The sequence below is a fragment of the Tepidanaerobacter acetatoxydans Re1 genome (assembly GCF_000328765.2).
Taxonomy (GTDB): domain Bacteria; phylum Bacillota; class Thermosediminibacteria; order Thermosediminibacterales; family Tepidanaerobacteraceae; genus Tepidanaerobacter; species Tepidanaerobacter acetatoxydans.
Genome location: NC_019954.2, coordinates 85877 through 109398, shown reverse-complemented (window position 1 = coordinate 109398; position 23522 = coordinate 85877). Strand labels below are relative to the sequence as shown.

At 39.1% G+C, this 23522-nt stretch carries 26 protein-coding genes; 5 read left to right on the top strand and 21 right to left on the bottom strand.

Annotated elements, in window-relative coordinates; translation table 11 throughout:
- Positions 1-36 precede the first annotated feature (36 nt).
- A complete protein-coding gene (trxA, locus tag TEPIRE1_RS00495) occupies positions 37-351 on the bottom strand; it encodes a thioredoxin (RefSeq protein WP_013777235.1) in 315 nt (104 codons plus the stop codon).
- A gap of 273 nt (positions 352-624) precedes the next feature.
- Here trxA and TEPIRE1_RS00490 point away from each other — a divergent pair, with 273 nt between their 5' ends.
- The 4 genes from TEPIRE1_RS00490 (at position 625) to TEPIRE1_RS00475 (ending at position 4951) form a co-directional block, all read left to right on the top strand.
- A complete protein-coding gene (locus tag TEPIRE1_RS00490) occupies positions 625-1803 on the top strand; it encodes an IS110 family RNA-guided transposase (protein ID WP_013777234.1) in 1179 nt (392 codons plus the stop codon).
- A gap of 342 nt (positions 1804-2145) precedes the next feature.
- Entirely contained in the window at positions 2146-2907 is a 762-nt protein-coding gene (locus TEPIRE1_RS00485; protein WP_013777233.1) for a helix-turn-helix domain-containing protein, read from the top strand.
- A 171-nt stretch (positions 2908-3078) separates the two neighbouring features.
- Positions 3079-4320, top strand: coding sequence for a BaiN/RdsA family NAD(P)/FAD-dependent oxidoreductase (locus tag TEPIRE1_RS00480; RefSeq protein WP_013777232.1), 1242 nt, complete (start codon positions 3079-3081; stop codon positions 4318-4320).
- A gap of 298 nt (positions 4321-4618) precedes the next feature.
- Positions 4619-4951, top strand: coding sequence for a GIY-YIG nuclease family protein (locus TEPIRE1_RS00475; RefSeq protein ID WP_013777231.1), 333 nt, complete (start codon positions 4619-4621; stop codon positions 4949-4951).
- Between the two features lie 129 nt (positions 4952-5080).
- Here the strand turns inward: TEPIRE1_RS00475 and TEPIRE1_RS00470 are convergent, their stop codons facing one another.
- The 17 genes from TEPIRE1_RS00470 to yabG form a co-directional block, all read right to left on the bottom strand.
- Entirely contained in the window at positions 5081-5452 is a 372-nt protein-coding gene (locus TEPIRE1_RS00470) for a hypothetical protein (protein ID WP_013777230.1), read from the bottom strand.
- Between the two features lie 201 nt (positions 5453-5653).
- Positions 5654-6223, bottom strand: coding sequence for an aminoacyl-tRNA hydrolase (gene pth, locus TEPIRE1_RS00465; RefSeq protein WP_013777229.1), 570 nt, complete (start codon positions 6221-6223; stop codon positions 5654-5656).
- A gap of 42 nt (positions 6224-6265) precedes the next feature.
- On the bottom strand, positions 6266-6898 hold the full coding sequence (locus TEPIRE1_RS00460; protein WP_013777228.1) for a 50S ribosomal protein L25/general stress protein Ctc: 633 nt from the start codon (positions 6896-6898) through the stop codon (positions 6266-6268).
- 182 nt (positions 6899-7080) lie between these two features.
- Entirely contained in the window at positions 7081-8022 is a 942-nt protein-coding gene (locus TEPIRE1_RS00455) for a ribose-phosphate diphosphokinase (protein WP_013777227.1), read from the bottom strand.
- The gene (glmU, locus tag TEPIRE1_RS00450; RefSeq protein WP_013777226.1) at positions 8012-9409 is read right to left on the bottom strand and encodes a bifunctional UDP-N-acetylglucosamine diphosphorylase/glucosamine-1-phosphate N-acetyltransferase GlmU; all 1398 of its coding nucleotides are present in this window, start codon (positions 9407-9409) and stop codon (positions 8012-8014) included. The genes TEPIRE1_RS00455 and glmU overlap by 11 nt, the downstream gene beginning before the upstream one ends.
- A 158-nt stretch (positions 9410-9567) precedes the next feature.
- Positions 9568-9825 (bottom strand): septation regulator SpoVG, encoded by a 258-nt coding sequence (spoVG, locus tag TEPIRE1_RS00445; protein ID WP_013777225.1) that lies wholly within the window; start codon positions 9823-9825, stop codon positions 9568-9570.
- Positions 9826-10047: 222 nt separating this feature from the next.
- Complete coding sequence (gene purR / locus TEPIRE1_RS00440; RefSeq protein WP_013777224.1) at positions 10048-10857, bottom strand: pur operon repressor; 810 nt, start codon at positions 10855-10857, stop codon at positions 10048-10050.
- 11 nt (positions 10858-10868) lie between these two features.
- Positions 10869-11606 (bottom strand): NTP transferase domain-containing protein, encoded by a 738-nt coding sequence (locus tag TEPIRE1_RS00435; RefSeq protein ID WP_013777223.1) that lies wholly within the window; start codon positions 11604-11606, stop codon positions 10869-10871.
- Complete coding sequence (locus tag TEPIRE1_RS00430; RefSeq protein WP_013777222.1) at positions 11603-12301, bottom strand: GntR family transcriptional regulator; 699 nt, start codon at positions 12299-12301, stop codon at positions 11603-11605. Before TEPIRE1_RS00430 ends, TEPIRE1_RS00435 begins: the two co-directional genes overlap by 4 nt.
- 12 nt (positions 12302-12313) lie before the next feature.
- The gene (gene ispE / locus TEPIRE1_RS00425) at positions 12314-13168 is read right to left on the bottom strand and encodes a 4-(cytidine 5'-diphospho)-2-C-methyl-D-erythritol kinase (RefSeq protein ID WP_013777221.1); all 855 of its coding nucleotides are present in this window, start codon (positions 13166-13168) and stop codon (positions 12314-12316) included.
- A gap of 214 nt (positions 13169-13382) precedes the next feature.
- Positions 13383-15029 (bottom strand): DUF3794 and LysM peptidoglycan-binding domain-containing protein, encoded by a 1647-nt coding sequence (locus TEPIRE1_RS00420; RefSeq protein WP_013777220.1) that lies wholly within the window; start codon positions 15027-15029, stop codon positions 13383-13385.
- 121 nt (positions 15030-15150) lie between these two features.
- The gene (locus TEPIRE1_RS00415; protein WP_013777219.1) at positions 15151-15348 is read right to left on the bottom strand and encodes a hypothetical protein; all 198 of its coding nucleotides are present in this window, start codon (positions 15346-15348) and stop codon (positions 15151-15153) included.
- Between the two features lie 320 nt (positions 15349-15668).
- Positions 15669-16385 (bottom strand): CAP domain-containing protein, encoded by a 717-nt coding sequence (locus TEPIRE1_RS00410; protein ID WP_023211300.1) that lies wholly within the window; start codon positions 16383-16385, stop codon positions 15669-15671.
- 277 nt (positions 16386-16662) lie between these two features.
- Positions 16663-17667: a chymotrypsin family serine protease gene (locus TEPIRE1_RS00405; RefSeq protein ID WP_013777217.1), complete on the bottom strand. Its 1005-nt coding sequence runs from the start codon at positions 17665-17667 to the stop codon at positions 16663-16665.
- Between the two features lie 99 nt (positions 17668-17766).
- A complete protein-coding gene (locus tag TEPIRE1_RS00400) occupies positions 17767-18042 on the bottom strand; it encodes a Veg family protein (protein WP_013777216.1) in 276 nt (91 codons plus the stop codon).
- A gap of 157 nt (positions 18043-18199) precedes the next feature.
- Positions 18200-19627, bottom strand: a complete 1428-nt coding sequence (gene spoIID / locus TEPIRE1_RS00395; RefSeq protein WP_013777215.1) for a stage II sporulation protein D — start codon at positions 19625-19627, stop codon at positions 18200-18202.
- A 23-nt stretch (positions 19628-19650) separates the two neighbouring features.
- Positions 19651-20514 carry a sporulation peptidase YabG gene (gene yabG, locus TEPIRE1_RS00390; RefSeq protein WP_013777214.1) on the bottom strand — a complete coding sequence of 288 codons (864 nt, stop codon included), beginning with the start codon at positions 20512-20514 and terminating at the stop codon, positions 19651-19653.
- A 103-nt stretch (positions 20515-20617) separates the two neighbouring features.
- Between yabG and TEPIRE1_RS00385 the strand changes: the two genes are divergently transcribed.
- On the top strand, positions 20618-21406 hold the full coding sequence (locus tag TEPIRE1_RS00385) for a glycosyltransferase family 2 protein (RefSeq protein WP_013777213.1): 789 nt from the start codon (positions 20618-20620) through the stop codon (positions 21404-21406).
- A 47-nt stretch (positions 21407-21453) separates the two neighbouring features.
- Here TEPIRE1_RS00385 and TEPIRE1_RS00380 read toward each other — a convergent pair whose 3' ends face one another.
- The 3 genes from TEPIRE1_RS00380 to TEPIRE1_RS00370 form a co-directional block, all read right to left on the bottom strand.
- The gene (locus tag TEPIRE1_RS00380; RefSeq protein ID WP_013777212.1) at positions 21454-21924 is read right to left on the bottom strand and encodes a ribonuclease H-like YkuK family protein; all 471 of its coding nucleotides are present in this window, start codon (positions 21922-21924) and stop codon (positions 21454-21456) included.
- Positions 21925-22006: 82 nt separating this feature from the next.
- Complete coding sequence (rsmA, locus tag TEPIRE1_RS00375) at positions 22007-22837, bottom strand: 16S rRNA (adenine(1518)-N(6)/adenine(1519)-N(6))-dimethyltransferase RsmA (RefSeq protein ID WP_013777211.1); 831 nt, start codon at positions 22835-22837, stop codon at positions 22007-22009.
- 75 nt (positions 22838-22912) lie between these two features.
- A complete protein-coding gene (locus TEPIRE1_RS00370; protein WP_013777210.1) occupies positions 22913-23509 on the bottom strand; it encodes a TatD family nuclease-associated radical SAM protein in 597 nt (198 codons plus the stop codon).
- Positions 23510-23522 lie beyond the last annotated feature (13 nt).

Below are 23522 nucleotides of genomic sequence, written 5' to 3'. Positions count from 1 at the left end.
TGCCATAAAGGGAGTAGGTTATTCACATTTTGAATTTTATAGCCCGATTTCAGCTACTAGTTCCTGTTTAGGTCTAAAGCCAACCAATTTTTTTGCTACTTTGCCATTTTCAAAAAGGATGAGTGTGGGAATACTCATGACGCCATAGTTGGATGCAGTTTTGGGGTTTTCGTCTACATTGAGTTTGCCTACTTTCAAGCTGTCGCTATACTCAGCAGCTATTTCATCAATGACCGGTCCCATCATCCGGCAAGGTCCGCACCATGGTGCCCAAAAATCCACAAGTACCTTTCCTTCTGCTTGAAGTACTTCCTGAGCAAAGTTATCATCTGTAATAGTCAATGGTTTCATTTGAATTTCCTCCTCGTATAATAAAGTCATAGTTTAAAAACTATATTTCTTTTCTATCTCACTATTCTTGTGAGATAATAATTGTACAGATAGAGGTCGTAGTTTTCCTCCTTGAAGCCTAGTCTTCCTTTTCAAGGGTTACGCCTCTTCTTTACATCCATATGCGAATGAGCTGGATAGTACAAAAGTTACTGAATATCTAACGAGGTTGCATCATGTAAAGTAGAGAGGTCCTAGACTTTATCTGTAAATATATTAAAAGCTGGTGATTTTATGTTTTATGTTGGTATTGATATTGCTAAACAAAACCACGAAGCTTCTATTATTGATTCTAATGGTAAGCTTCTTGATAAAAGTATATCCTTTTCAAATTCTCAAGTAGGTTGCAATAAATTAATTGCCTTGCTTGAAAGATTTGAAGCTGATACTTCCAACACTGTTATTGGTATGGAAGCTACTGGTCATTATTGGGTTAGCCTTTATTCATATCTAATTGATCTAGGGTTTACTGTAAATGTTATTAACCCTATTCAATCAGATGCATTTAGAAAGATGTATATTAGGCAAACTAAGAACGACTCTAAGGATTCCTTTATCATTGCTCAAATTATGCGTTTCGGTGAATTTTCCACTACTTCTTTAGCTGATGAAGATGTTATGGCCTTACGCCAATTATCCAGATACCGTCTCGCTTTAGTAGATGAATGCTCTGATTGGAAACGCAAGTGTATTGCTCTTTTGGATCAAGTTTTCCCTGAATACTCTAAGCTTTTTTCTGATACCTTTGGAGTAACTTCTAGGGAGCTGCTCTCTAAATATCCTACTCCAGAGGATATGTTATCCATAGATACAGGGACTCTTTCCAAACTTCTATCCGAAGCTAGTAGAGGACGTTTTGGTATTTCAAAAGCTTCTGAAATTCAAGAGTCTGCTACTAATACTTTTGGTATTAACTTTGCAAAAGATGCATTTGCATTTCAAATTAAGCAAATTATTGCCCAAATTAATTTTATCGAAGAACAGCTAAAAGAACTTGAAACTGAAATTTCTACACTCCTTCACCAAACCAATTCAGTTATTACTACTATTACAGGTATTGGTGATGTTCTTGGTGCTATTATTATCGGAGAAATTGGTGATATTTCCCGTTTTGAAGCTGCACCCCAACTTGTTGCCTATGCAGGTCTTGATGTAGCCGTAAAACAATCTGGTGATTTTGTGGGGACACAGACTAAAATTTCTAAACGTGGTTCTCCATATCTTCGTAGGGCAATTTGGTTAGCTGCTACTGTTGCAGCCTTCAAAGACCCAGCTCTGTCAGTCTATTATCAATCACTTAGGGCAAGAGGGAAACATCATTTAACTGCCATTGGGGCTGTCGCTAGAAAGATGTGTAATATTATCTTTGCAGTCCTTCGTGATAACAAACCCTATGTGCCTGATATTAAATAGGATTGGTAAAAACTAACCTGCTTTTACAACCTAAATTTTTTATTCTATATTTAGGTTTATTTGTTTTGCCTAATTTTACATAAGTATTTATGGCAGGTTCTGTCAAGGGATGCTTTTTCCCTTGACGGGTTCTGACAGAAATTTTATAATCACAAAGGCAAAATAAATTAAATTATCTCTTGACTTTTAATAGCTGGTCTTATAAAATATGTTTTCAGTTTTTCTTGACCGTTTTTTGTGATTATACTATACTACTATTATAGTATAGTTTACATTTTGCGAAAAATATATTTTTAGATTTATTATAAATTTATCAAACCAGTATGGAAGGATGTAGCTCTCATGATAGACCATAAACTCATTCGCAGCCTTCGCCAAAAGCGGAATATGACCTTGCAGGATTTGGCACAGCAAGCGGGTCTTTCGGTTTCATATCTTAGCGAAATTGAGCTGGGCAAAAAGCAGCCTTCTTTGGAGACTATCGACAAACTTGCACAAGCCCTAAACATATCGCGCGAGGGTCTTATTTCCTCAAGCAGCGCCGGGGCCGGTGGAATTGGCGCAAAGATTGCACTCATCCGGCAGGAAAAAAATCTATCCCTTTCTGAGCTTGCGGAAAAAGTGGGTATTTCGCCCAGTTATCTTTGTCAAATTGAAAGCGGAAGGGCAATGCCCGCTTTATCTACGCTAAAGAGTATCGCCAAGGCTTTGGATGTAAAGCCCGAAAACCTCATGGCCGCTGCAAGTTTCGTAGGCTATAAGATAAAAAAGATACGTTGTGAGCGTAAAATCACTCAGGCAGAGCTTGCAGAAAAAGCCGGGGTATCTACTGGCCTTATCGGTCAGATTGAAAGCGGTAAAGTAGAGCCTTCGATTAAAACATTGGAGAAAATCGCCGCAGCATTATCACTTTCACCCTGCTTTTTCGTTTCGGAAGATGAAGAACTTTCATCAATCCTAAAACCTATGAACCCTAAGGTTAGGGAATTGCTAAATGATCCCAAGGTGCGGTCCGCTCTCGAGCTTTTGGCCGACTGCAGTGCCGAAGAGTTTAGTTTTATCTTGAAGTTTATTCAGCTTTATAAAGAGCATCGAGAAAGCTAATCTTTTGCTTTTGACTTGCAGTTGATGAAAATAGTTTCATCCTTTCTGCTTATACCTATTTTACCCTTGTATTAATCTTTTATTTGCATTTTTATTATACTATTATACTATTTCGCTGTCAATGAGTATTTTATAGTAAACTCTAAAATAAATCAATAGGGAGAAATGGATATGTCTAAAATAGATCCATTAAAAATATATGTAGTTGGCGGAGGAGCTTCAGGTATGATGGCAGCCCTTTCCGCTCGATATAGCGGTGCTGATGTGACCATCCTAGAGCGAAATCCTCGGGTGGGCAAGAAAATTCTGGCTACCGGTAATGGAAGGTGTAATTTTACTAATATCAACGCTGATGTAAAATATTATCACGGGCAAAACCCCGAATTCATATATGGTGCCCTGTCAGCCTTTGATGTATCTAGGACTATGGGTTTTTTCGAAAAACTAGGTATTGTTCCGCGAGTGGAAGACGCAGGTAAGGTGTTTCCCATGTCTGATCAAGCTTCGAGTGTTTTAGATGTGCTTTTGTACGAGCTAAATCGCATCGGCGTAAATATCATCTGTAATGCTTTTGTGAAAGAAATAAGGAAAACTAAAAATGAATTTACGCTGGTGCTTGAAGATGGCAGAATCTTCGAGGGTAATCGGGTGATTTTAGCCTGTGGCGGCAAAGCCATGCCATCCTCCGGTTCTGATGGCAGCGGTTTTGATTTGGCTAAAAATCTGGGCCATAAAATAGTGGATATTTCCCCTGCCCTTGTTCAGCTAAAACTTGCGGGGGATTTCTTCAAGCAGATTGAGGGTGTCAAGTTCGTAGGCACTGCCGAGGTTTTATCTGGTAAAAAAGTCTTGGCCAAAGATAAGGGGGATATACTTTTTGCAAATTATGGTGTGTCCGGTCCGCCCATATTGCAGATTAGCCGCAAGGCAGTGGAGTTGCTGAAGGCAAATAAGGAGGCTGTTTTAAAAATCTCTGTCATAGATAATATGACTCAAAAAGAGCTGGAGAGATTCTTGGAAAAGCGCTTTAAAAATATGCAGGAAAAAAGTTTGGATTTTAGTATGGTGGGCTTTGTAAATAAGCGGCTTATACCGGTTTTGCTTAAGCAGGCAGGCATAAAAGATATAAGAAAACCTGTCCGAGAACTTTCCTCTGCAGACAGGCAAAAGATTGCAAATATCTTAACAGATTGGAGATTTAAAATAACCGGAACTAAATCTTGGCCCAGTGCTCAAGTAACTGCAGGTGGTGTTGATACTAGTCAGATTGACCCTTTGACAATGGAGTCAGCATTAGTAAAGGGCCTGTATTTCTGCGGTGAAATCCTAGATATCGATGGGGCTTGCGGAGGCTTTAACCTCCAATGGGCTTGGTCCTCAGGATATTTAGCCGGTAAATCCTCTTCGATGTAATTTCACGATGACTATTATTTGATTTTGCTGTAAAAAGTCGATTTTAACCTAAAAATATCAATATGTTGTTTTTGTTTTGATTATAGTAGTTGCAGTGTATATTTCTGAAATATTGCTGTATGCAATAGGTTTAAAAAAAGACTATTTTGGTTTGCACGGAAAATGAGTTGATTGGCGAGGGTATTAAACTGTTTTAAATTGCCTTAGCAAGGATTATGAGCTAATCGGCGAAAGACTTCGTCACCTTTCGGCTTTCGTCAAGCCTTAAGAAATGGGCTATTAAGGAGGAAAAAATCATATGGATAAAAAAGAACTCATTGCAAAATATAAGGAGAGGCCTATTACCGGAGGAGTATTTAGGATAACAAATACCAAAAACGGTAAGTATTTGCTAGGCAGTGGTATCGATATGAAGGGTTCTAAAAACCTATTTGACTTTTCTGTTTCCACCAATTCCTGTTTCCATTTGAAGCTAAAGAAGGACTGGGATTTGTATGGAGCAAAGGCTTTTGAGTTTGATGTGCTAGATGAGATTGAAAAAGAACCTGACCAGGAAACAAAAAGCTTTGCCGAGGATTTAAAAATACTTGAACAGATGTGGCGGGAAAGGCTGGGCGGAGATGAGTATTAATTAGCGGTATTGGCGGCATGTGAATAATTCGGAACCGTTCTTAAATATTCAAAAAAAAATGCCCTGAGTGCGTGACAGAGGGCATTTAAGTGTTTAAGTGAATAATTTGGAACCGTCCCTAAATATTCGCTAAATATTCCCATTCTTTAATTGATTTATTTCGTTTTGAAGTTTATTGACCATTTCTTGAAGTGTATTTATTTTGTTTGAGATTATATCATTGTGGATTTTAACCTGGCCTAGGGAAGTATCTATTGTCATGTCGTTTAGTTCGTTTTCGCAGCGAGATTTGTAATTTTCGATAGTTTGCTTTCCTTTTTCGGCCATATTCTTGATATTGTCCATGCCCTTGTTTACAACCGGTTTTGCCATCTTTCTCATTTTAGGCACTACAACATAGGTGAGGGTTGCAGCTCCCAAGCCCCAAAAAATGCGTTTAAACATTGACATGGTTGTGCTTTTACCTCCTTGCTTAGGTCCTGCAATCTTTAATCCTTTCATCTTACATCGCTCCCAGTTGAATTTTTTGCTGAAGTCTTATGCTGTTTATTTGCAACCGATTTTGATTATGAATTTAGTTTTGCATTTATATTTTCCTCGATTTTGTTTTTATTATTCATAAAATCACAGCAGTCATTTGTCTATTTATTAATCAAAAAAAAGAAGGGTATACTAAATATACACTTCTTTTTTATATTTATACTATGCTTCAAACCCATTGTACATATTCATTGCTTGTTCAACACCATCAGATACTATGCAAAGAGCTGCCTTTGCTGCCGCTTCTATGGCAGCTTTGATTTTTTCAATTTCATCACCGTAAAACCTGCCTAAAACATGACCAACCGGGTCTTTTTGTTCATCAGGCCTGCCTATTCCTATGCGGATTCGGCAAATTTTGTCAGAAGCCAGTTGGTATATTATTGAATCCATGCCTCGATGACCGCCGCTGCCGCCCTCAGGCTTTATGCGCAAACGGCCTACTGGCAAGTCCATATCATCATAAATCACTATGAGCTGCTCTAAAGAAATTTTATAAAAATTTAAAGCATCGGCAACGCTCTGACCTGACAGATTCATAAACGTAAGTGGCTTTAGCAGTAAAATCTTCTCTTTGTTATACACAGTTTCACCCAGCAGCCCTTTAAATTTTACTTTATTTATTTTTACGTCTAGTTTTTCTGCTATGACATCAAGAGTCATGAAGCCTACATTGTGTCGGGTATTTTCGTATTCTTTCCCCGGATTTCCTAAGCCGGCTATCAAAAACAAGTCAAATCCCCCTCAACGGAAAAAAATAAGGGCGCTTCGCCCTTATTCTTCTTCCTGCTCTTCTTTATCTTCTCCAACAAGCTCCGGTTCCTCGCCTTCTTCCGGAGTTTCAATTTCTTCTTCTTCAAGTCTTGGTGCAAGCACTGAAACAATAACTTCGTCCGGGTCGTCAAGAACAGTATTCTTGTCTCCGATTTTTAAATCTGCCACTGTCAGCGTATCACCGATATCCATATCGGAAATGTCGATTTCTATGTTGTCCAACATATCATTAGGCAGCGACTTTACGGCGACTTCTCGTTTCTGATGCTGCAGTACACCGCCTTCTTTGACACCCTTTGCATCACCTTTAAGGACGATAGGTAGATTGTATTCAACTTCCTCATCCATTGATACTTTAAAAAAGTCTACATGTTCCATAGAATTTTTTAAAACATTCCTCTGAACTTCCTTTATCAGCACCGGAAATGCTTCACCGTTAAGTTCAAGATTTATAAGGGAGCTTTCACCCCTGCTTTTCAAAATTCTGGACAGTTCCTTGTCGTCAACGCTAATACTCGTGGTTTCGTATCCTTTACCATATACTACGGCGGGAACTTTGCCTTCTCTCTTGAGTTTTTTATTTTCACTCTTTGCAGCTTGGCGAACTGCCGCAGTTAAAACCGGATGTTCCATAATAGTATCCCTCCTCACTCTCTCTATTTTAGCCATATCCTCTTTTGTATCCATCAAATATTAAGGCATGGTCATCCTTCGTCCTTTGTCGGTATCCTCTATATTATACTCGTCATTTACTTCTAAGGCAAGTTTTTAATAGAAAAACGCTTCATAGTAAATACCCGTTGACTTTATAATCCTCAGTCGTCAAATAAGGTGCTGAGCGACTTATTTTCGTGAATTCTCAATATTGCTTCGGCGAAAAGAGGTGCTACCGAAAGCACTTTTATTTTGTCTAATTTTTGACTCTCACGCAGTGGTATTGTATTCGTCACAACCACTTCCTCTATAGGAGCTGCTTTCAATCTTTCTATAGCAGGGCCTGACAGTACCGGATGTGTGCAGCAGGCATAGACGGCTTTGGCTCCCCGTTCAATAAGAGCTTGAGCCCCCAAAGTAAGGGTGCCCGCCGTATCTATCATATCATCCACTATAATTACAGTTTTACCGGAAACTTTTCCTATTATGTTCATAACTTCGGCTACATTCGGCTCAGGGCGGCGCTTATCGATGATTGCAAGGGGAGTAACCAAACGGTCTGCCAACTCTCTGGCCCGAGTTACACCACCAACATCAGGGGATACAACTACTATATCTGTTAGGCCTTTACTTTTGAAATAATCCGCCAAAATAGGCATAGCTTTTAGGTGGTCTACGGGGAAATTGAAAAATCCTTGGATTTGTCCGGCATGTAAATCCATCGTGAGCACACGGTTTGCTCCGGCAGCAGTAAGTATATCTGCAAGCATCTTAGCCGTAATGGGATCACGTGAACGGGCTTTGCGATCTTGTCTGGCATAGCCATAGTATGGTATAACGGCAGTTATACGGCCTGCGGATGCCCTCATCAGTGCATCAATCATTATAAGCATTTCCATGATACTGTCATTCACCGGGTAAGAAAAGGGCTGTACCACAAACACATCTGCCCCTCTTACCGTTTCTTTTATTCTTACTTGTATTTCCCCATCACTAAAGGTACCGACCCAAGAGTCACCCAAAGATATGCCTAAGTGTTTTGCGATTTCTCTGGCAAGGTTTGGGTTGGCATTGCCCGTAAAAACCTCTAGCCTACTTTCCATCGACTTCTACTCCTCCTTTTAAATTGTTATTTCGTGTTGCAGCCCATCCTATTTTATTTTCCTGTCTTGCACGAGCTATGGCTAGGGAGTCCTCCGGCACTTCTTTGGTAATGGTGGACCCTGCCGCTACATAAGAACCGGCTTTTACGGTAACCGGTGCTACCAGGTTTGAATTGCATCCGATAAAGGCATTGTCCTGCACCACGGTCTGATGTTTTTTGTATCCATCGTAATTTACAAAAATCACACCTGCACCGATATTTATATGTTTTCCTAAAACTGCATCCCCTACATAGGAAAGATGCGGTATTTTAGTGCCTTCACCGACTTTTGAATTCTTAAGCTCTACAAAATCCCCCACTTTTACCTTCGATGAAAGTTTGCATCCCGGACGAAGATTGGAATAAGGACCAATCTTGACACCTTCTTCTAGAATACATTCATCGATTTGGCTCATGCTTATCTCGCAGCAATCCCCGACAACAGTATCTTTTATTCGGCTGGGGCCTATGATAGTACAGCCTTCTCCTATCCTGGTTTTGCCTTCTAATATAACTCCCGGATAAATGGTAGTGTCTCTCCCGATTTTGACTTCGCAATCCACCATGCATGTACCTGGGTTGATAAAAGTTACGCCTTCATCCATCCAGCCATCAATGATTTTTTTCTGCATGATACTCTGTACTTCGGCTAATTGGCGGCGGTTATTAATTCCATGGAGCTCCTCAGGATTTTCAAGCTCAAAAGCAACTACTTTTTTGCCTTCTTGATTTAAAATTTTTACAACATCAGTAAGGTAATATTCACCTTGGCGATTATTATTTCCCACCTTTGAAAGAGCGGAAAATACCGATGATGTATCAAAACAGTAAAAACCAGCATTTATCTCATTGATTGCCATTTCCTGTCTATTGGCATCTTTATGCTCTCGAATATCAAGGACTCTGCCGCCTTCCCTTATTATCCTGCCATAGCCTGTGGGATCGGCAACTTTCGCTGTCATCACCGTGGCATTAGCGTTTTGTTCTCGATGAAAGCATGCCATTTTTTCTATATTTTCTGCTGTAATCATCGGCATATCCCCGTATAAAACAACAAAATGTGTGCTGCCTTTAACAGCACTTTGTGCTTGCATTAATGCATGGCCGGTGCCTTTTTGTTCTTTTTGAACTATAAACTCAACATCCTTATTTGCGTAGGTTTCCTTTATCTTCTCGGCATCCTTGCCGACTACTACGATTATTTTGTTTGCTCCCGCATGTCTGGCTGCATTTATCACATGTGTCAATATAGGCAGCCCGCAGACTTTGTGCAGCACTTTAGGCAAATCGGATTTCATGCGGGTTCCCTCACCTGCAGCGAGAATTACAGCCGTAAAATCCTCCATCATAACCCTCCTAAGCTTTCTTAAAATCCAATTTTATAAATCGATTATGCATTTATATATATAATAACCTTTTTACAGCTTATTTCCAATGTAAATAACGTTTGCTTTTTATTTTTGAGTATTTCGAAAAACTAGGGACATCCTAAGATGTCCCAAATCTATTCTATTTCACTATGATAATGGTTTAAAATAGTTTCCTGTATCTTTGCCCTTGCTTCGGCACTAATTGGATGTGCAACATCTTTGAATTTTCCATCTGGAGTTCGCCTGCTGGGCATAGCAATAAACAGACCGTTCTGACCTTCTATGATACGAATATCATGCACCACGAACTCGTCATTGAAAGTAATGGACACAACCGCCTTCATCTTTCCCCCTTCTGCAACTTTACGTATGCGGACATCGGTAATATTCATCGGCGCTACCTCCCGGGAAAATTTTAGTGTAACTAAGCCTCGCCTCTGGCAATACATAAATTATACACTAAGTATTTTAATACTTTTGTGTTAAAATTTCTATAAAAAAGTCAAAAATCCTCCCAATATCTTCATAAGATTAAAATAAAATTATATTAACTCCTCTAAATACCTTAGCCCGCCGCAAAAGATGTAATTATTGGCTATATTGTAAAATATATCTTATAATAATTTATCATTTATATTAATATAAATCTTTCCCTCGTTTGTATCTATTCTTTCTAGAATCAAAAGTGATGTAAAATCCCTTACAAGCTTCTCTTTCGGCACGGCTGTAGTAACTACCATTGCGGTACCTATTACTTCAGCTTTGAATTCCGCCGCAAGCTCCATCATCCCGCGAGCTGTACCGCCGCCTTTCATAAAATCATCGACAATTAAAACCTTTGCATTTTCCGGCAGTGCTCGTTTAGCAAGGGACATATTATGAATTTTTTGACCGGATCCGGATACATAACTGATACTGACCGATGGCCCTTCTGTTACGCGACTGTCTCTTCGAGCTGATACCATCGGGACATTTAAAGCTCTTGCCGTCATAAGGGCTATTGGTATGCCCTTGGTTTCTACCGTCAGGACATGGGTTGGATTGCAGTCAATAAACAGTTGAGCAAAAATTTCTCCAATGATGCGCGAATATACCGGCGAAAATACGGCATCGGTCATATAAAGATAACCCCCGGGAATTATTCGCTTTTCTTCCTGCAAGATTTTACAAAAATCTTGTAAAAATTTCTGTATGTCCTGCTTGGACCTTTGAGTGCGATAGCGGACCCCTCCTGATGCTCCGGGAATAGTAACAATTTCTCCTTCCCCCGCATTTATAAAAGCGTTTTTAATAATATCCAAGTCCTCACTTATAGAGGACTTAGCTGCTCCAAGCCTTTTTGCAAAGTAGTTGAGAGAAATAACCTTGTTTGGGTTTTCAGACAGCGTTTTTGAAATCAGAGCAATCCTATCACTGCGCCTCATGTAAAATCCCCCTAGCTTAGTACTCTTTCGGCAAGTTCAAGATCACTTTCCTTATCTACATCAGTTCCAATCTCGGGATAATCACTAATCACTGCTTGTGCCTTTATGCCAAACAAATCTGAAACACGCTTTTCCAACTGTTCGATGGTAAGTGTACCCATTAAAAACCTGAATACAGTACCTATTCCCAGTATCTGTGCAAGCTTCCACGGCTTTTTTCTATAGATCATAAAGTTTTCGGCTTGTTTTATACATTTTTTTACTGTACTTACTTTTACCAGCACCAAGTTGCCACCGGTAAATGTGCCGTCTTTTATCTTCACATATGTACGCTTAACTTTCGGGTATTTTTTTTCGTTTGCCTCTTTTCGAACTATCGGATAATAAAATTCCGCATCTGATTCTAGCGATTTTTCTACAAAATCTCTGATAGCCTCAGGAGTTATCATGGGAATATCTGAGGTTGAGATTAAAATCAAGTCCTCGTCGGGAAAAATCTCGACACCCTTTAAGATATTGTCAATCATTGAAGGCCCGCCGTCAACAATTATATCCACATGATTCTCAATGGGCAAAAGCTCTTCCTTAGGTCCCACAACTGCAACAGTATCAATAAACTCCAACGCTTTCATGGCATCGATTATGTACTTTATCATTTCTTTGCCGCAAATCTTGATAAGTGCTTTATTGCAACAGGATTTGCTTAAATAGCAATCTTCTTGTGAACCGGCCAAAATAAGGGCCTTCATAATGGTTCCTCCTCAAAATCCATTTGCTTTCTAAGTATATTCATCACATTGTATTCTACTTTATAAATATGCTCTTTGGCAAGCTTTTCGGCATTTTCAATATTCCCTTGTTTTATAGCATCCAAGATTTCTTTATGCTCTGATAAAACGCTCTTTAACCGAACAGGATTGCTGAAAGATTGAACACGAAATCTGTCTATCTGTTCTTTTAAGTTATTTATCATCTGGGCAAGCCTATTATTTCTGGAAGCACTGAATAGGATTTGGTGAAATTCACCATCTTTTTTAATTACTTTATCTATATCGCCCTTCCCTACAGCTTCAGAGATTTCTTTTAATATATTATCAAGGGCTTCAACCTCTTCATCTGTAATGCGGTCGGCTGCCAAAGCCGCAGCTAAGCCTTCCAGGCTACTGCGGATTTCAAAGACCTCAGCAACATCTTTTAAGGTAAGGCCTGCCACGTAGGCACCTTTGCGTGGAACCATAACTACCAAGCCTTCAAGTTCTAACTTTCGTATGGCTTCACGCACAGGCGTTCTGGAAACTCCCATTTCTTCGGCCAGTTGAACCTCCATTAGCCTTTCACCCGGTTTTAACTTACCGCTTAAAATTGCCTCTCTCATTGCTGCGAAAACCAAATCCCTAAGGGGTTTATAGTTGTCCAATTTTATCGTAGAAAATCTATTGCTCAAAATACACCCTCCTCATTCCGTTTTGGTCACAAAAATCCAGTTATCTGTACCTGCAAAATCATCAGCCGCTCTTTTGGCATCCCGAATATTTTCAAAAATGCCGAAAACACTGGGTCCGCTGCCCGACATAACACTGCCCAATGCTCCTTTTTCTAACATGCGTTTTTTTATATCGCCAAGCTCAGGATAAAGTCTTATCGTAACTTCTTCCAAGACATTGCAAAGGCCTGAAGCTATTTTATCGATATCCTGATGCTCTATATAATCTATCATAGCTTTTGTATCTGGTCGGATTTTTATGTTTTTTACATCCAGTCTATTGTATACCTCTTTTGTAGAAATGCAATATGGTGGTTTTACAAGAAGTATGCTAAGGCCCGATAGGGATTTTAAAGGAGTCAGTTGTTCACCTATGCCGCGTGCAAAAGCGGTTTTGCCCAAAATACAAAAAGGTACATCTGCACCGATTCTTTCTCCCAAAGTCATTAACTCGTCCTTAGGTATTTTTAACTCAAAAAGCTCATTTATACCTATAATAACCGCTGCCGCATCTGAACTGCCTCCTGCCAGTCCTGCCGCCAATGGGATGTTTTTGTGTATATCGATTGACACCCCAGCATCAAGCTCATATTCTTTCATCATGAGCTCGGCAGCTTGGTAAGCCAGATTGCTTTCATCTTGAGGCAGTTTTTTGCAATTTGTGTTTAAAACTATATCACGACGTGAAAGTAATTCTATCGAGATTATATCCTTTAATGCAATTGTCTGCATAATCATTTCAACTTCATGGTAGCCGTCAAGTCTTTTAAAAAGCACATCAAGGGTCAAGTTTATCTTGCCCCTTGCATCTATATCCAATTTCTTCAACAACTTTTCCCCTCTCAACGCAAAGTAATAATAACATCCATATTTATATATTTCACAAAAAACCTTAAAATCCTGCTAGTTTAAAAAACTAAAGTGTTGTTGTGATTAAAAAATATTTTTCAGTTTTTCTATAAATGTACATAATAAGGGAGCATGGAAAACTACTTAAAAATAGTTTTAATATGCTCCCGGAAATTATATTTTTCAAACATTTTTATACTCTCGGTATGATCAACTGTTGGCCGGGCATGATCGCATCGGGATTTGCAATGTTGTTTGCGGAAACTATGGACTCTATGGTAACATTGTATCTCTTGGCTATGAGCCAGAGTGTATCTCCTTTCTGAACAATGTATATGGTCATGGAAGGCTTTTCTTTTTCTTTTTCTTTTTCTTTCTCTTCTTTTTCTTCTTTTTCTTCCTTCTCCTCTTCCTCTGGTTCTATTACATTTACAACTATATCGATTTGAATCATCTCGGTTACCTTTGCAAAAAGGCCTAGAACCGCCCTGACTTCAAACCTCCGAGGTTCATTGGGTATTGTGGATGATGAGCAGTGCTCTACCAATACGTCAAAGTCAAGCATCATATCTTCTTCGGCACCGGGAATCTCAACAAAAGTAGTAAAATCAACCTCGTGTTCCATAAAATGCAGCGGCTGCTGTGGTGCACCCTCTGGAACATTTGCTACGTAAAGGGTTTCCAGTGTAATTACTCCCTCTACAACCACTTTGCCATCCAATATCCGGGCCTCGGTAACCTTGGCCTTACAATTTGTTCTGTAAATCTGCTCAATATCAGGTTTTTCTTCAGGCACACTGAGCACATCTTTTATGACAATCTCGTTTTCATCTTCTCCAATAACTTGATCCAGTTTTAAACGGGTTTTTTCTACCTCAAGTTTCTCAGATGGGCTGAAAACATCAACAACAATCTGCATAATCCTGGTTTCGAAAACTTTTGCCCTTATTTTTAAAATTGCTTCTATTGTTATACTTCTTTCATCTTTTCTGCGCCCTTTGATATGTTCCACTTCTACTCTTACAAACTTTGCCATGCCTTCTTGTGCACCTGGTATTTCTACAAATTGAGTAAACGGTATCTCAACCTCCATAAAATGCACCGGCTGCAGAGGTTGCCCCTGTGAGGCTATTGCAACATATAAAATTCCGACTTCCAAAACACCTTCAATAATAATCTTGTTTTTAATAATTTTAGTAGATGTTTCTCGGGCTTTGGCCTCAATCTGGAGTACCTGCTCAATATCAGGCTTTTCTTCCGGTACTCCCACATCACTTTTGACAATATTCTGAGCTCGTGCTTCTCCTATGACATCCTCAATACGCAAGGTCTTTTTAAGTACCTGTAAATCTTCCGGCCCATAAGCATCGGTAACTATTTCAATTTCTACCCGTCTGGTCACTTTTACCAAGAACATAACAATAATCCTTACTTTGATTTCTCTGGGCCGATTTGGATCGAAGCTGTGCTGGATATGTTCAATTTTTGCTCTGACGCGTACATCCATATTTTTTCTGACTCCGGGAATCTTTACAAAAAAGCTGAAATCAACTTGCCCTTCTACAAAATGAACCGGTTGCTGAGGCCGGCCCTCAGGCACATCAGCTACATACATGGCATTTACATCGATATTTCCTTCAACTATAACTTTACCTATCTTGGAATCAAGAATCTCTGTATCTAATTTTTCGGTATCCAGGGTAGCATCCACCGATATTACTCGTTCTATGTCCGGTTTTCCATCTGGCAATATTATCGTACCTTCTACAATAGTTTGAGTCCTGTCTTCGCCTACTACCTGGTCAACCCTGACCCGTTCCTTAGTCAATACTACACCCATTTAAATCCTCCTTTCTCTAATAATGCACACCCTTACTCATATAATATATGTTGAGCTTGCCAAATATGTTACAGATTAAAAAAATACTCTTTTTAGCAAAGACTGGCATTATTTTTTGCTTTTACATAACATCATCAGGTTTATTTTCTTCCTTTAGGTTTACTTTTTCATCGGCTTCTTTTTTTTGCAGCAGCTTAAACTTTTTGCTTTCCTCTGAATCCCCTGGTTTATTAAAATAATCTATGAAAAGCTTTCTTGAAAACAAATAAAATACTACCAAAACGATGCCGATAAAAATAATAAATATAAGGATATCCATCTGCTTCTCTTCCTTTCCAATCGACTTTTTAAAACATAAAAATCAAGTGATACGTGTTCAATAATATAATATGAACTGATATTGAAAAGGTGAGTAAAAAAAATACGATTATAAATATTTTTAATCAGCGTAAAGTCTTGAAGTATCTTGATTTATCCACATTATCAACAAGTTATCCACATAAAATCCACAATACATGTGAGTAAATCACATCAGTAAATAAAAAAGAAGCCGCTGCACAGCAAAATAAATCAATTTGCGGTGCAGCAGCTCCTTTTTGTATATTTTCAATTTAACCGGCAAATATAATCAGCAGGTATTTATTTAATTCCGATAAAGGTCTGCGTATACATCTTGCCATATGCTCCTCCATCGACTATTCCAATACCGATGTGAGTAAAGTTAGGATTTAATATGTTTGCGCGGTGGCCTGAACTGTTCATCAAACTTGTATGAGCCTGCAGTACTGTCGGTGCACCTGCCAGGTTCTCACCTGCATATCTGTAGCTAATGCCATTATTCTTTAAGGTATCAAAAGGAGTGCCATATGTAGGAGATGTATGTGCAAAATAATTTTTTTCTATCATATCTTTACTTTTTTTGCGAGAAATTTCTACAAGCCTCATATCATTTTTAAGAGGTGCAAGACCTGCTTTTTCCCTTTCTGCATTTACCAGTTCCAGCATCTTGCTTTCATCAGCAGTAAGTCCTTCTATCTTTGATTCGTTTGTAGTTTGCTTCGGCGGTTCACTAGGTTCTGCCGGTAAGGTTTCTGTCGGTTTTACCGTATCAGGGAGCATGTTTTCTTGTGAAGTCAGTACCCACTTTCCGTCCTTATATGTATAAATAAATTTGAAAGTCTTTACCGAATCTGAAGTGATAGAGTTTAAATCGATTGGAACCTTAAAGCTTTGAGTCTGACCATTGATTGTAACTTTAACATTATACAACGTAGCAGCACTGGCAACCCCCGGCATAACCAGCACAAGTGCAAGCAGAAGAATGACTGCTGCTTTTTTGTAAACATATTGCATCATATATTGCCTCCTCTGAAGTTATTGCACAGGATTTAAGAATTTATTCAAAAATTCCATCCTATGGGTATTACTATTATATATTTTATCCGCTGTATTCGACAAACAGCGAATACCTTAATTATAGCAGCAGTCATCTTTTCAGGTGTAACAAATAGTGTATAATTTAGATTTCGTTAAAATTATTCAATTAAATGCCATGGTGGTTAATTTATCCATGTTTATCTCATCTTTTTGCCATTTTACACATCTTTTGGATAGCATCATATGCTTATATACCTTACAATTTTATTTGAAGCAGTTTTAAAACATTTGTTATTGGATTTATTAAGGTAGCCTGGTTGGAACCGGCAAACAAAAGACCTATTGCTTTCATTTCATCGTTAACTACTATTGAACCGCTGTCTCCAGGTTTTGCCATGGAACTTGCGAGAATTTGCTCATAAAAGACTGCTTCTTCTTTAGGACTTAGAATAACCTTTATCACCACATTTATAGCCTTTATTTGACCGGTAGTAACCCCTGTAGTGCGACCGCTCTTCTGAACTGCCGCTCCGATTTTCGGTTCTTCTATTCCGGCTATTTCGCCAAGGCCGACTATCTCCGAAGCCACATACTCTGCTTTAATAGGACTGGCTACAGCTGCATCTACCATATTTTTAGAAGATGTCCTTTTAATAAAATTAATTTGGTAGTCAGGCTTTACAATTTTTAGAATACTGTTTATTAATTTTTCAAAGCCGTTGGCTATGGCACAGTGGCTGGCTCCGGTACTTTTTAAAATCGGTACGAATCTTTCCAAATATGCTATTACATCGGAGGAAGTTCCGCCGTCATAAGCTCCCGGCTGCAGCACAGCATCTCCAATTGCTGATTTGCCGTCAGTTCCGTCGGTAGCATTTGCAAGCACATGATTATTTGAAAGTATGAGAGGTTTACCGGTTTTTTGGTCTTCTACCAGTGCTCCAAAAGTTCCTGCAGTAATTTTATAATGGCCTATGCTCATCCCTGGCTTAGCGGGTCTTGCTTTTTCTACCCTGGCCGCAAGAAGCCTAATCTCACCCACCTCAATCACATCAGTTGGGGTGTCCCCTAAAGTTTTGGGTATTATGTTATTTTTAGAAAGCTTTTCGCAAGGAATTTTTTCTTTTACAAGGACAATAATAGCCGGTTTGTTGCTAGTTCTGCCGCGAATCGTCTTATACCCCAACCCCAAACCTACCACATTTTCTAAGCTTAATATCTTTTTTTCGTGTTGCCTTAAAATACGCTGAAGCTGTTGCATAAAAAATCCCCCTTTCACCGCCTATATAGTTATATATATTGGTAAAAGGGGAGAATTGTGTTATTTAACCTAAAAAAAAACAATCCCAAACATTCGGGATTAAAGTGAATTACATTTTAGTTTCGGTTCGTCATTATTCAAGACCGTAAGTTCTACTGTATCAGTTAGTATGTCAGAGTAACTGTAGGAAATTCTCCTTACAAATTCCGGTGACTCGGTAACTTTCACTATAAAAATACTGGGATAAACCTGTTCAAGGATACCCTCTTTTTCAAAAGTCTTTTTACGGCCACGGTTGGCCCGGAGTTTCACTCTTTTACCTACATGTGATTCAACGTCTTTACGGATTTTTCTAAGTGCATCAGCCGAAGCCATAACCTCACCTCACAAAAAATACAAAATACAATATTTATTATAACACCTAATTGTCAAAATGTCAAATAACAGGATATTTTATCAATCATAGCGAGTTTTGTCAATACCAAGATGGCAAAAAAAATCGCTTTGTTCGTAAAATATTAATTTAATTTATTTAATCATGGTAATAATTTTTAATTCCATCTATTATTGCTTTAGCAGCTTTTTGACGAAATTGCGGTTCGGAAAGCAGTCGTTCTTCTTTCGGATTACTTAAGCAAGCTATATTTAGCATTACCGACGGGCTGTTCGTTTCCCTCAGTACGTACAAATCTGCGGGTTTAGTGCCCATATCTTTGAGCATCAATGCTGCTGTAAGCTCCCTATGAATGTATTCAGATATCTTTTTCCCTTCTGCATCGCCGGGATAGTAAAAGGTTTCAGTCCCACCTGTCTCATCATCAAAGAAAAAATTCTGTTGAATACTTATAGCAATATCAGGCTTGCTATTATTTGCAATCTGCACTCTCTCGGAAAGGCTTACAAACTCGTTTTTATTGCGAGTTAAAATTACTTTTGCCCCGCACTGCTCAAAACCCTCTGCAGCAACTTTTGCTATTTCAAGATTTACATATCCTTCCGATAAACCCATGGGCCCTGATTTACCGCTGCTGCCGCCTTGCCCCGGATCAATTACTATTGTTTTGCCTATGAGAGGTTTTAAATATGTGGGTTTTTCTACTTGCTTAAGGTCAACACCTGTAAAATAAAACTTCAAAATCTCATCTACGGGAAATCCTAATAAGGCCATACCTCGTGCACCATACTGGCAAAGCCCCAAACCATTTCCCATTCCCATCACGTCAAAAGAAAGCCCGGATACTTTCCATGTAAATTTTGTTGAAGAAAGGCCAAGCAGATTTCTTACATCCTCACCATTGAAAACCATATCGCCTATTCGGATTTTTTTAATGCGGCCCGAAGCTGTGGATTCTATGTTATCCAGCAGCCCTATAATTTCATTTTTTTCTGAAAGATTTTCGTCAAAATTAATTGCCAATCGGCGTTTTAGTTCCCGAATTGAAAAGTTTTTTGTAATATTCCAGTAAGGTGAATCCTTGCAATAAATACATTCTACTCTTCTTAAATAGCTGACCTTGTTTCCCCATACATTTTCCGAATCCTCGGTGCATCCTCCGCAAGCTTCATGGTATACTGCTTCTATAGGATTATTATTGTACACCATGATGATTTCTGATGTTTCTTCTACTGCCAACTCAATTTTTTTTGTAAACTCTTCATAGCGGCTGCCCCATGTCCTTTGCCGCTCATCTATATCAATAAAGCCCTGGCAGTGCGAGGGATCGCTGCACACATCAAATCCCGGCTGCCGTTTACACCCGCTGCCTCCGAAGATTCCCATTCGTTTTACGGCCAGTGTCCTGCAGCATATGGCTTGGGCCTTCAAGGCTTCTTTTGGAAATTCAGGAGGCATGCTCGCAGATACGGCTCCAATCACATATTCCTTTAAATCAACAAGGCGAGCTTCTTGCTTATTAGTATCATAGAGTTTTACGGTAAGTTCTTCATAGTCAAAAGTCATGTATCTCACCACCAATAGTCAAATTACTCATAAGGTGATCGCGGAAGACCTTCCCTTAATTTGCCCCGAGTTTCAACACCGCCAATGCCTTTAATACCGGTTATCGTTGCATCGATTATATCTCGTGCGGAAATGATTTTATTGATAGACGTAAAAGCTATTTTTTCAATTATAAACACCGGATCCAATGCATGTATAAACACTCTATGCGGCGAACTTGCAAAGTTAGCTCCCGCTCTAAGAATTCCTTCATAGTGTGACTGACAGGCTCCTGCAAATATCACTAGGTCATCCAGGGATGGTTCAAAACGTCTGGCATTTTGTACTGCTTCAATAAAATATTTAGAATTTCTATAATTATTCACATCGCTAAAATCCTTTTTTTCTTTAAGTAAACCATCATGACCCGTAATAACTAAAATGTCAGGATTATATTTTATTAGCAAACTGTGAATTTTCTTTGGTTGTTCTCTTTCAAGCAAGCTTATGCCATAGGCTTCTATATCCAATTGTCTATAAGTATTAAGGCACAAATCCAAATATTCCTCATCACCGTCTATATGCAGAACTATCCCCGGAACATCAAAAAAACCATTGTTCTCTTCTAATTCACTGCGAACAAAGCGCTTTTGCTTTTCCAGTTCTCTACGATAAAAAATTCGTTCCATGGATTCATTGCTTTTTTTAATATAGTCTTTTTTATATTCTCTAATTTCAGTGGATGTAGGCAAAATTAAATCATCGATAGGTGCATCGGCAAGAACTCTGACGTTAAGTCCCCTTAATGTGCAATAACCTTTTTCCTCAAAGATATCCACTACTTTAAAAAATACATCTTTGTTATAGGATGCACGTGCTACCACATCTCCTATTTTGATTTTTGCCATTCTTTTTTCCCCCCGTTTTCCTATATTTCACCTTTGATAAGCTTATTACATAATATGATGGTAGGAGGGGGGATGTGAGCATATATGTAATGAGGTGAAAAAAATGAATGTTGCCGTAGTTCCTGCAAAAAATGAGCAGGGAAGAATCGGCAAGGTTCTCACTTTGCTGCAGCAAACATCGGTAGAAAAAATCGTTGTTGTGGTAAACGGGTCAAAAGATGATACCATGCAGGAAATAAAGGCATTAAATATGGAAAATGTGGAAATTCTTTATTTTGCATCGGAGTTGGGTATAGATGTTCCAAGAGCGATAGGAGCCTACCAGGCTTATACGGGCGGTGCTACTTGTGTGGTTTTTGTCGACGGTGATTTGGTGGGAAATATACGCATTCAGATAAATGAGCTTATATATGCGGTAACAACGAATATGACGGATTTAGCCATGACTGACTGCTATCCCGAATTAGATTACAGCAGCAAGTTAGCCGAACAGACTCTATTTTTTAGAACATTGTTGAATTTAAACTTGGGTTTTTACGATAAAATCGGAGTAGCCACACCTTCACATGGCCCTCATGCCGTTTCACGTAAGCTTTTAGAACTTATAGATTTTCGGGATTTTGCCGTACCACCGGTCGTTTTAGCTTTTGCCGTACGGCAGAAGCTTTCCGTTGACGTACCAACAAAGCTGCCTCAAAAACAGCTTGGTTCAAAAATACGAAATTACTCTCACGCAAAAAAAATAGCAGATACAATAATTGGCGATACTATAGAAGCCATAAACTATTTTAGCGATAAGCCTAGAACCCGCTGTTATTTAAACAAAGAATACCAGGGTTACAACCCTTTTAGACGCTTTGATATATTGGAGAAATTCTTGGCTGTGAATTAAAATAATGAAAGCGGCATTTTCTTTGCGTAGAAAATGCCGCTTGATTTCTATTTGGTATACTTGTCAGCTACTTTAGTGGCACCACAGGCGTCAGGCTTGATTTTGACCTTGAATCCGCTGCCCATGACCCAGCCCACGACTTCTCGAATAAGCTCTTTTGTATCACCGTTTTGACCTATGTCCACATGGATTTCTACATCCATATCCTTATAGCGGGTCTTTGACATCTCTTCTTTTAACTGAGTTACCGCATCCAACGACATAGAAGTTTCTGTAAATATTTTATGGCGTAAGTTTTTAACATGTGACATGTACTTTCTGTAGTAATAGTAGCGGGCACCCTTCCCGACTCGATGAATTATCACGGCAGTAACAAAGCATGATTCTTCTCTGGACTGGGAATCGGTACCGATTATAAGCTTATATGATGTAGAAGGTTCTTCTTCCATAAAAGCTACAATATCCTGAACCATTTCTTGAATAGACATTTTTCCTTTTGTAGGGTTAATAAAGTTCATGATTATCATCCCATCCTTAATACAAAGTAGATATTTACTGCCTTTTATATATTACGAGCATCAAAAAATTTTGTTGCATAAACTAGCTCATATGTCTTTGCAGTTCTTCAGCAAGCCTTGCATATTCTTCAATCGAGAGAGTTTCACCTCGGCGCAGAGCATCTATACCCGCTGCTTCTAATGCTTTATCTATAATGTCAAGGTCTGTGCCGGCAAGAGCTAGTCTGCTCTTTAGAGAATTTTTTATAGTCTTTCTTCGCTCACCAAAGGCTGCCTCAACCACCTTGAAAAAAAAACTTTCATCTTTAAGCTGAACCCTCGGTTCCTGCCGCAGCGTCAATCGCACCACGGCCGATTCCACCTTCGGCGGCGGCAGGAACGATTCCCTGCCTATTGTACATATCATATTTACATCAGCATACAGCTTAACCGCAATGGAAAGAATACCGTAATCCTTCTTGCCCGGGCAAGCCGTCAGGCGCTGAGCTACTTCCTTTTGAACCATCAGAACTGCAAGCGTTACCATGTTGCGATTTTCTATGATTTTCATAATAATCGGATTGGTAATATAATACGGAAGATTAGCTATCACCTTAAACCTGCCGCCAAAAAGGCTTTCACTCATTTTCTCCAAATCTAATTTTAGCACATCTTCTTCTAATATACAAATATTTTTGAAATCTCTGGTCAAATCATCCAGCACCGGTATTAATTGTCTGTCTTTTTCAACAGCTACCACACGCTTGGCCCTTGTGCCAAGCTCTAGAGTAAGCACTCCCAGCCCCGGACCTATCTCCAGCACCTCATCTTCCGGCGAAAGCTGTGCCGCTTCGATCATGGATAAAAGCGGCCGACTATCTATTAAAAAGTGCTGTCCCAGACGCTTATCGGCCTTTATATTATACTTTTTCATTATGCTTTTCGTATCAATGGCTTAACTCCTCCTTCAAAAGGCTATATCTGCCAGTTGTTATGAAAAAAAGATAGGTTAACCTATCTTTTTTTCATAACGTCTAACTCTAAATTCAACACCAAGTTCTTCGGCAAGCTTGCGGCACTTGTCGATGTCTATTTCCGGTATATCTACTACCGATACCACTACTTTAGGAACATAATTTTTAGATTTACGGATAAATTCTAATATGGAATAAAACGCATCCTCCCCATGCTCGGGATGACATATTTCATTGTACTTTTCTGCATTTTCCGCATTCAGACTTACGGAAATAACATCTACCAAGCCTTCAAAATGCGGCGTCACATCTTCTCCATAAATCAGGTTGGCCTGACCGTTAGTATTGATTCTTATAGGCACATTTGGATAGTTTTTTTTCAGGTGCTTGGCCACATCGACCACTACTTGTATCCGCAAGAGAGGCTCACCATATCCGCAAAAAACCACCTCTTTATACTCAGTAGGGTCACCTATTGCATCGATGATTTCCTTGGTCGTGGGTTCTTTATCCAATATCAGATTGCATCCTCCCACATCAGCTCCATATTGTCGTATACAAAATTCGCAATTATTTGTACACCTGTTAGTAATGTTTAAATACAGCGAATCCCCCAATTTATAAGATATCATTCCTTTTGCACCG